The 6899-nt window shown below is 55.9% G+C and carries 3 protein-coding genes; all 3 read right to left on the bottom strand.

Annotated features, from left to right (window positions below; genetic code table 11):
• Nucleotides 1-5 precede the first annotated feature (5 nt).
• The 3 genes from ACMGEE_RS18190 to metA all read right to left on the bottom strand — a co-directional run bounded on the left by ACMGEE_RS18190 (nt 6) and on the right by metA (nt 6544).
• Complete coding sequence (locus ACMGEE_RS18190) at nt 6-1631, bottom strand: Na/Pi cotransporter family protein (RefSeq protein ID WP_436830440.1); 1626 nt, start codon at nt 1629-1631, stop codon at nt 6-8.
• A 196-nt stretch (nt 1632-1827) separates the two neighbouring features.
• Nucleotides 1828-5508 (bottom strand): methionine synthase, encoded by a 3681-nt coding sequence (metH, locus tag ACMGEE_RS18195; RefSeq protein WP_301252086.1) that lies wholly within the window; start codon nt 5506-5508, stop codon nt 1828-1830.
• A gap of 106 nt (nt 5509-5614) precedes the next feature.
• A complete protein-coding gene (gene metA, locus ACMGEE_RS18200; RefSeq protein ID WP_253456254.1) occupies nt 5615-6544 on the bottom strand; it encodes a homoserine O-acetyltransferase MetA in 930 nt (309 codons plus the stop codon).
• Nucleotides 6545-6899: the final 355 nt, after the last annotated feature.

Raw genomic sequence — 6899 nt, forward strand, 5'->3', positions numbered from 1 at the left:
TTGCGTTATTCCTCATCCCTGGGATCGTCAGGCTGCTCCAGCACGCTGTAGGCAACCGCGCAAAATAGCGAGTTCAACCTTTTCATATCGCCCAGCAGGCCCAGATGCAGCGAACTGGTTTCTATACTCTGCACGTTTTGCTGATGCAGACGATCGACATGCTTATGCGAATAGCGGCGAGTTGTAATGCGGAAACGGTGCTTGGCGCGCCGCAGCCGCTTAGCACTGGTTACGTCATGTGATAAAAATACCGACAGGCTCAGACGCAGGTTGGCGTTGAGCTGCTCAAGCAGCGCATCCAGCTCCGCCAGGCCCTCCACCGAAAAAGCGCGGCGCGCATTCAGCGATTTATCCACCACGTCGCCGCTCATGCGCTCCAGAATATCGCCCGCCATTTCCAGGTTCAGCGCCATTTCGATGGTTTCCGCCCAGCGCCGCGAATCCTCTTCCGGCAGATCTTCTTTCGGCATCTGCGCCAGATAGAGTTTGATCGCGGTATAAAGTATGTCAACGTCGTCGTCCAGCCGCCGAATTTCCCTTTCCTCTCGCAGCTCGCCGTGCATCACTTTACTGAAGCTGGTCAGCATCTGTTCCAGCACGTCACCCATGCGCAGCGTCTCTCTTGAAGCGTTCGCCAGCGCCAGCGCGGGCGTATCCAGCGCGCTACTGTCCAGATGTTTCGGCTTCAGGCGCAAATCCGTTTCCGGCTCTTCACGAATAATTCGCTGGCACAGATCGGCCATCAAATCGGCGAAAGGCACCATCACCAGACAGCGGATCAGGTTGTAGAAGACGTGGAAAAAGATCACCAGCTCTTCGTCGTTAACCGGCAGCTTTTGCAGCCAGTCCGCCAGCAGATCGATGAAAGGCAGCACTATCAGCGAGCCGATAAATTTGAACAGCAGACTGCCCAGCGCCACCTGTTTCCCTGCGGCATTGGAGCCGCTGTTGTTCAGCATCGCCAGCAGGCCGCTGCCCAGATTCGCGCCGATCACCAGGCACAGCGCCACTTTAAAAGAGATAACGCCGGTCGCGGTGAGCGTGGCGGTGATCAGCACCGCCGCCAGACTCGAATAGCTGATAATGGCAAATACCGCGCCAATCAGCGAGTCCAGCATTACGTCGCCGGTGAGCGAAGAGAAGATTACCTTAACGCCTGCGGCCTGGGTGATTGGCGTCGCCGCCGCGACGATCAGCTGTAGCGCCAGCAGGATCAGCCCCAGCCCGATGCTGGCGCGGCCAAGCTGCCCGGCGCGCGTCTGTTTGCGTCCCAGGAAAAAGACCACGCCAAAGAAAATAAACAGCGGCGACAGCCAGGAAAGATCAAAGGTCAGGATGCGCGCCATGAGCGCCGTCCCCACGTCCGCGCCCAGTATGATCACCAGCGCGGGCGTCAGCGCCACCAGCTCCTGCGCCACAAACGAAGTCACCAGCAGCGTGGTGGCATTGCTGCTCTGCACCAGCGCGGTGACGCCGATGCCGGCCACAAAGGCCATCGGCTTTTTCGCCACGCTGCGGCTGAGCACGCGGCGGAGATCTGCGCCGTAAACTCGCATAATGCCGGTACGAACAATATGCGTTCCCCACACCAGCAGCGCTACGGCAGAAAGTAAATTAAGCAGGGTCAGCACCGATATTAACCTCACGGATTTTCACGAATAAAAGCTTTAGTCCTGATGAGCGACCGTCGCCTTAAGTTTAGTCGCTCTGGCGAAAAAGCTTTTTTATCAGCGTCATATTATTGAAATGGCATCGCGCGACTGGCGCTGGCTGAAGAGCAGGCGGGAGAAAAGCAGGGCAGATCCTGTTATCTGCCCCCGGCATTGGTCAGTCGGCGTCATAACCCAGGTTTGAGGCCAGCCAGCGCTCAACTTCGCTCACCGACATCCCTTTGCGCTGCGCATAATCTTCTACCTGATCGCGTTGCAGTTGAGCGACCGCAAAATATTTGCTTTGCGGATGGCTGAAGTACCAGCCGGAAACCGATGCGCCCGGCCACATGGCAAAAGATTCCGTCAGCCTCATGCCGGTATGGGTTTCAACATCCAGCAGCTGCCAGATGGTCGCCTTCTCGGTGTGTTCCGGACAGGCGGGATAGCCGGGCGCGGGACGAATGCCCTGATAGTTCTCACGGATCAGCTCTTCATTGCTCAGGTTTTCCGTAGGCGCAAAGCCCCAGATGACCTTACGAACTCGCTCATGCAGATATTCCGCGAACGCTTCCGCCAGACGATCTGCCAGCGCTTTCACCATGATTTTGTTGTAATCATCATGAGCGGCGTCATAGGCTTCCGCCAGCGAATCTTCCTCCAGGCCGCCGGTAACGGCGAACGCGCCCAGATAGTCGGCTTTGCGGCTGGCAGCCGGTGCCACAAAATCGGCCAGGCAGTAGTTCGCAAAGTCCGTTTTTTCCGTCTGCTGACGTAAGTGATGGCTTACTTGCAGAACGTCGCGGCGTGCTTCGTCGCGATAAATATGGATATCGTCGCCGACGCGGTTAGCCGGAAAAATGCCTACTACGCCGCGCGGTGTAAGCGCCTGCTTCGCGCTCAGCTCGTCCAGCATCGCGTTCGCATCGTCAAAAAGCCGTTTCGCCTCAACACCCACCACTTCGTCTTCCAGAATGCGGGGATATTTGCCAGCCAGCGACCAGGTCATAAAGAACGGCGTCCAGTCTATATAGTGCCGCAGCGTTTCGATGTTAGCGCTTACTTCGCTTATGCCCAGCCGGTGCGGCACGGGCGGCGTATAATCTTCCCAGTCCAGCGCCAGGGCATTAGCCCTTGCCGTCGCCAGCGAGACCGGCGGCGTGCGCGGCTTTTTACGACCGTGCTGGATGCGCACCGTTTCATACTCTTTACGCGTGCGGGCCACGAAATCGTCACGCTGCGTGGCGGAAAGCAGCGCTGAAACCACGCCAACCGTGCGCGAGGCGTTTTGCACATAGACCGTTGGGCCGCTATAGTTTTGCTCGATTTTAACGGCCGTATGCGCTTTGGACGTGGTTGCGCCGCCGATCAGCAGCGGCAGCGTAAAGCCCTGCCGCTCCATCTCTTTCGCCACGTTGACCATCTCGTCCAGCGACGGCGTAATCAGCCCCGACAGACCGATGATATCGGCATTTTGTTCTCTGGCGGTTTTAAGAATTTTATCGCCGGGCACCATCACGCCCAGATCGACGATTTCGTAGTTGTTGCATTGCAGCACCACGCCGACGATATTTTTACCAATGTCGTGAACATCGCCTTTTACCGTAGCGAGCACGATTTTGCCGTTGGTGCGGCCCTTCTCTTTGCTCGCCTCAATATAAGGCTCCAGATAAGCCACTGCCTGCTTCATTACGCGCGCGGATTTCACTACCTGCGGCAGGAACATTTTGCCTTCGCCAAACAGGTCGCCGACCACGTTCATGCCCGCCATCAGCGGCCCCTCGATTACTTCAATCGGGCGACTCGCCTTCTGGCGCGCGGCCTCGGTATCCTCTTCAATAAATTCGGTAATGCCTTTAACCAGCGAATACTCCAGCCGCTTTTCCACTTCCCAGCTGCGCCATTCTGCCTGCGGCTTGTTTCCGTCGTCCGCCTTGCTGCCACGATATTTTTCCGCCAGCGTCAGCAGCCGCTCGGTGCTGTCTTCACGCCGGTTAAGCACCACGTCTTCTACCGCGTCGCGCAGATCTGGCGCCAGGTCGTCATAGATGGCCAGCTGACCGGCATTGACGATCCCCATATCCATACCGTTGCGAATAGCGTAATAAAGGAAAACCGCGTGGATAGCTTCACGTACCGGATCGTTGCCGCGAAAGGAAAAGGAGACGTTGGAGACGCCGCCTGAAATCATCGCGTGCGGCAGCTCTCGCTTGATATCTTCACAGGCGCCGATGAAATCCATCGCGTAGTTGTTGTGCTCTTCAATGCCGGTAGCGACCGCAAAGATGTTGGGGTCGAAAATGATATCTTCCGGCGGGAAGCCAACCTCTTCCGTCAGGATCTGATAGGCACGACGGCAGATAGCGATTTTGCGTTCGCGGGTATCCGCCTGGCCGATCTCATCAAACGCCATCACAACCATTGCCGCGCCGTAGCGCCGCACCAGACGGGCATGATGAATAAAGGCTTCGATGCCTTCCTTCATCGAAATGGAGTTAACGATGCCTTTGCCCTGAATACACTGCAGGCCTTTTTCAATCACTTCCCATTTGGAGGAGTCGATCATCACCGGCACGCGCGCAATATCCGGCTCACCGGCAATCAGGTTCAGGAAGCGTACCATCGCCGCCTCCGCATCCAGCATCCCCTCGTCCATATTGATATCAACGATCTGCGCGCCGCTTTCCACTTGCTGCAACGCCACTTCCAGCGCCTCGCTGTACTTCTCTTCTTTGATCAGACGCTTGAATTTTGCCGAGCCGGTAACGTTGGTGCGCTCGCCGACGTTGACGAACAGCGTTTCAGCGCTGATGTTCAGTGGTTCAAGACCGGAAAGACGACAGGCCACGGGCAGATCCGGCCGCTGGCGAGGCGTAACGCCCTCTACCGCGGCGGCCATTGCGGCAATATGTGCTGGCGTAGTACCGCAGCAGCCGCCGACGATATTTAAAAAGCCCGATCGCGCCCATTCACCTATCTGCTCCGCCATAATGTCCGCGTCCAGATCGTATTCACCAAAGGCGTTAGGCAGGCCCGCATTGGGGTGCGCGGTCACGTAGCTTTCCGCAATGCGCGACAGCTCCGCCACGTACTGACGCAGCTCGTCCGGCCCCAGCGCGCAGTTCAGGCCGAACGACAGCGGCTGCGCATGACGCAGCGAATTATAAAAAGCTTCGGTAGTCTGTCCCGAAAGCGTACGGCCGGATGCATCGGTAATGGTGCCGGAAATCATCAGAGGCAGCGTAATGCCCTGCTCGTCAAATTCGCTTTTTACCGCGAAAATGGCCGCTTTGGCATTTAACGTATCGAAAATGGTTTCGATCATAATAATATCAACGCCGCCCGCCATCAGTGCCTTTGTTGATTCACGGTAGGCTTCGACCAGCTGATTGAAAGTGATATTACGGAAGGCAGGATCGTTAACGTCCGGCGAAATCGAGCAGGTGCGGTTAGTTGGCCCTAAAACGCCTGCAACATAGCGTGGTTTTTCTGGCGTGCGGGCCGTCCAGGCATCGGCGCACTCACGGGCCAGCTTTGCGGCGGCAAAGTTGATTTCCGCCGACAGCGAGGCCATATGGTAATCCGCCATCGCAACAGGGGTGGCGTTGAACGTGTTGGTTTCCAGAATATCTGCGCCCGCCTGTAGATAGGCGTGGTGAATGTCGCTTATCACATCAGGCCGCGTCAGCACCAGCAGGTCGTTATTACCCTTTAAATCGCTCTGCCAGTCGGCAAACCGCTCGCCGCGAAAATCCTCTTCGCTCAGACGATAGCTCTGGATCATGGTGCCCATGCCGCCATCCAGCACCATGATGCGTTTTGCCAGCTGCTGATGCAGCGCTTCTGTTCTGTTGCCCACTGTTGCCTCTTTCTCACCTGCGGCACGATGCCGGCAATCCATACTGGCACAAGTTTTCATCACGTAGAAGCATCCGACTGGCGGTCTGGCAAAACGCCCTGCGCTACTATTCCAGCGTTGGGTTCATATGACGCAGATCGAACGGCGTGATCTGGTAAACGTAGTAGTTCAGCCAGTTTGAAAACAGCAGGTTGCCGTGGCTGCGCCAGCTGGCTCGAGGCGGCAGTTCCGGGTTGTCCTGTGGGAAGTAATTACAGGGTACCTCCGGATGCAGCCCGGCTTCGTAGTCACGATGGTATTCGCCGGACAGCGTCAGCGCATCGTATTCCGGATGGCCGGTGACGAAAGCCAGACGCTTGTCTTTGCTGGCGAACAGGTAAGCGCCCGTCTCTTCTGATTCGGCAAAAATTTCCAGATCCGTGTAATCGCGCAGCAGGTGCGTCGGGAAATCCGCATAGCGTGAATGCGGCGCCAGAAAAGTATCGTCGAAGCCACGCGTTAACAGAGCGTGCGGATGCAGAATACGATGCTCATAAACGCCCGATAATTTTTTATCACGCGTTTGTTTAGGGATGCCGTACAGGATATTCAAAGCAGCCTGCACCGCCCAGCAAACAAAAAGCGTGGAGGTAACGTGCTCTTTAGCCCAATGGAGAACGCGCTGGATCTGCGGCCAGTACGCCACATCGTTAAAATCGACCAGGCCCAGCGGTGCCCCGGTAACGATCAGACCATCGTAGTTATTGTCCTGAATATCCTCAAAATTACAGTAAAAGTTGTTCAGGTGCTCCACAGGCGTATTGCGTGACTCGCGGCTGTCGACGCGCAGAAGTTGAATATCGATTTGCAACGGCGAGTTAGAAAGCAGGCGTAAAAACTGGTTCTCCGTCTCGATTTTTTTAGGCATCAGATTCAAAACCAGCACTTTTAACGGGCGGATTTCCTGAGTGCTGGCCCTTGTAGAGGTCATCACAAATACATTTTCATTACGCAGAAAATTCACGGCTGGTAATTCATCGGGTACCCTAATCGGCATCGTTTACTTCCTCGGCTAACCATTTATACGTTTAGACATCCAGACAGCCAAAGATAGCGGGTCAGGCGCTGAAAGTCGAGATGAGATGAAGTAGTTGAAAATGTTTCATCACAGACGGAAAGGTTAAGGAATATACCGGATGACGGAAATATAAGCGTAAAAAGGGAATGCCAGGCAGGAAGTGAGAGGGGAATAAAGCCTGTAGCTCTTGAATCGGTTACTAAAAAGTTTCCCGGCCCACAAACGCAAAAAACCCCGACCGTGAGGTCGGGGCTGTTGCAATTTGATGCCTGGCAGTTCCCTACTCTCGCATGGGGAGACCCCACACTACCATCGGCGCTACGGCGTTTCACTT

It is taken from the genome of Erwinia artemisiae (assembly GCF_051400835.1).
Taxonomy (GTDB): domain Bacteria; phylum Pseudomonadota; class Gammaproteobacteria; order Enterobacterales; family Enterobacteriaceae; genus Erwinia; species Erwinia aeris.

Bases quoted from the DNA above. Each gene is read 5' to 3' on its own strand.
- metA (WP_253456254.1), bottom strand. From the start codon at position 6,544: ATGCCGATTAGGGTACCCGATGAATTACCAGCCGTGAATTTTCTGCGT.